Raw genomic sequence first — 1,956 nt, 5'->3', positions numbered from 1 at the left:
CTACCGGGAGAGGCGTAGGTCACGGTCACCGATGCCTCGATGGAGCCCCCGCCGTCACCGGAAGCCGAGACACCGGCCGAAGGCGAACTCTGGGCTACATCAGCCTGGCCAGCATGCGGGCTGTCGGTGATTAAGAGTGCGGACGTCAGGGTCAGGACGGCGGCGAGCAGGCCGTGGATCTTCCGGGTGCGCATCCGGCATCACTCCACAGTGCAGTCATCATTGGAGACTAAGGTCTCCGAGGTGGTGAGCCAATTACCGTCCGGGCCGGGGACCATGATTACATGATATTCGGCGTAACGTTGGTAATCCGGTCCGGTGATGTCGTTGCCGTCGGCATCAGTGACAGTGACTTGTGTGCGGTCGTTGCACGTGTTTAGTTCTGCATAGGTGCCGTCTTCTGCCACGGACACCTCGGTGATTGTTACTCGCAAGGGCGGGTTCGCGCGTTGGCCGTTCAGGGAGCGAGCGTCCTGCTCAATCGTGACCAGCACGTCGCCTGTTGCGACGGTGGGCAGGTTCTCGATGCCTTCGCCGGTCGACCAGATGCGCCAGGTGACTTGGTCATAGGCGACGTAGTCAACCAGCGCCTTGGTCTGTGCTTCGGTGAGGTCTTCGGGGATGGAGACCATGTGGTAGCCCAGCTCCTGGTCTGACAGAGACTCAAGGGTAGGGGCGGCAGCAGACGCCGACGCGGAGGCCGCCGCCGCGGCAGCCGACTCAGACGCCTCCGCCGACGCCGCAGCCTCCGGATCATAGGTAGGGATATTCAGAGGATTATCGTCCGCCTCAGACGAACACGCCACCAGAGGCGCACAGGCCAGCAACAGTGCCAGCAGAGCAGCCGCCGGGCGGTGCCGACCGTGGCGCGATATGCGGGTTGAAGGTTGCATGTTTGACGGTTCTCCTTAGAGTTCGGCGTAGTGACAGGAATCAGTCGTCGGTGCTGGAGGCCGTGTCCTCGGCCTCGGGCGTGGGCGAGGGAACTACGACGCGCGTACTGGTTGCGGAGGCCAACTCCGGTATCTGGGCCAGCGCAGGCTCAAGGACGGCATGGAACTTATCCACCTGCTCATCCAGACCCTCCTCAGGACCCCAGTATGTCAGGCGAGCCAGCAGCACCTGGGTGTCGTCATAGCGCCAAGCCACATAGATCTCAACACCATCGGTCCACACCCAACCCTCACCCTCCACACCCTCGAAAGTCACCTCCCGGGCGGTATCGGAGTACTCAACGGGAATATCATCAAACTCCACCAGCCCATCGCTGGTATAAAGGTCTGTACCGATGCCGTAGTCGATCTCGAGTAACCCGAACGGGTTGCCGTCGGAGTCCATGTTGCAGCTGTAGCTGTAGCCGGATTCGCCGGTCTCCACGTTCGTTGTGGGGCTGGTGCTGTAGCTGTACCAGTAGGTGTCAAAACCGAGGATGTTATGGAGGTCCTGGTTGGGGAAGACACCACAGATCGTCTCATCCGCCAGAGGCGTCTCCGGCGGCTGCGTGGTCTCGTCCGAACCATTAATGAGTCCGCACGCAGCCAGGGAGGTTACCAGGCACAAGGCCGCAGCGGCCCTACCCCACCACCACCGGATTGCGCGTCCGGGTTCTCTGGTCCTACTTCCTCTTGATTGCGACTGCACCGTCTTCATCTCCCTACCTCCCTTCGCCGTCACCGTCCTGAACCACCATCAGCCATCCCACGAGAGTCTTCTCCCGGGCGTCTCATGGTTCGTCGGTGGGCTGGACGATAATCGTCTGGATCTCCGCCACCGGGATGTTGGTGGTTGTGGATGTGGTGTGGGTGTCCATCGAGCCCGAAGCGCCGTCGGTGGCGGTGTAGGTGATCGCGTAGGACACTTTGATGTCTACCGGGGTGACGCTGTCCTTGAAGTGCGCGCTGGACCGGTTGAACACGATCAGGCAGTCCGTACCCTTGGCGTCGTTCTCCTCACTCC

3 protein-coding genes and 1 pseudogene are annotated in these 1,956 nt (G+C 61.6%); all 4 read right to left on the bottom strand.

What is annotated here, in order from left to right; translation table 11 throughout:
- Positions 1–194: hypothetical protein (locus DRB06_RS16400; protein ID WP_220093030.1), on the bottom strand; the 194-nt coding region annotated here is incomplete at its 3' end.
- A 6-nt stretch (positions 195–200) separates the two neighbouring features.
- Entirely contained in the window at positions 201–893 is a 693-nt protein-coding gene (locus DRB06_RS15890; protein WP_146750895.1) for a hypothetical protein, read from the bottom strand.
- Positions 894–933: 40 nt separating this feature from the next.
- Positions 934–1,560: a hypothetical protein gene (locus tag DRB06_RS12915; RefSeq protein ID WP_111820167.1), complete on the bottom strand. Its 627-nt coding sequence runs from the start codon at positions 1,558–1,560 to the stop codon at positions 934–936.
- Between the two features lie 163 nt (positions 1,561–1,723).
- Positions 1,724–1,956 (bottom strand): annotated as a pseudogene (locus DRB06_RS16265) (hypothetical protein); the annotation flags it as partial.

Source organism: Actinomyces sp. Z5, from assembly GCF_003287795.1.
GTDB classification, from domain to species: Bacteria; Actinomycetota; Actinomycetes; order Actinomycetales; family Actinomycetaceae; genus Actinomyces; species Actinomyces glycerinitolerans.
This window is presented reverse-complemented; position numbering and strand designations above follow the sequence as displayed.

Coding starts and splice junctions, on each gene's coding strand:
- DRB06_RS15890 (WP_146750895.1), bottom strand. CDS start 893: ATGCAACCTTCAACCCGCATATCGCGCCACGGTCGGCACCGCCCGGCG.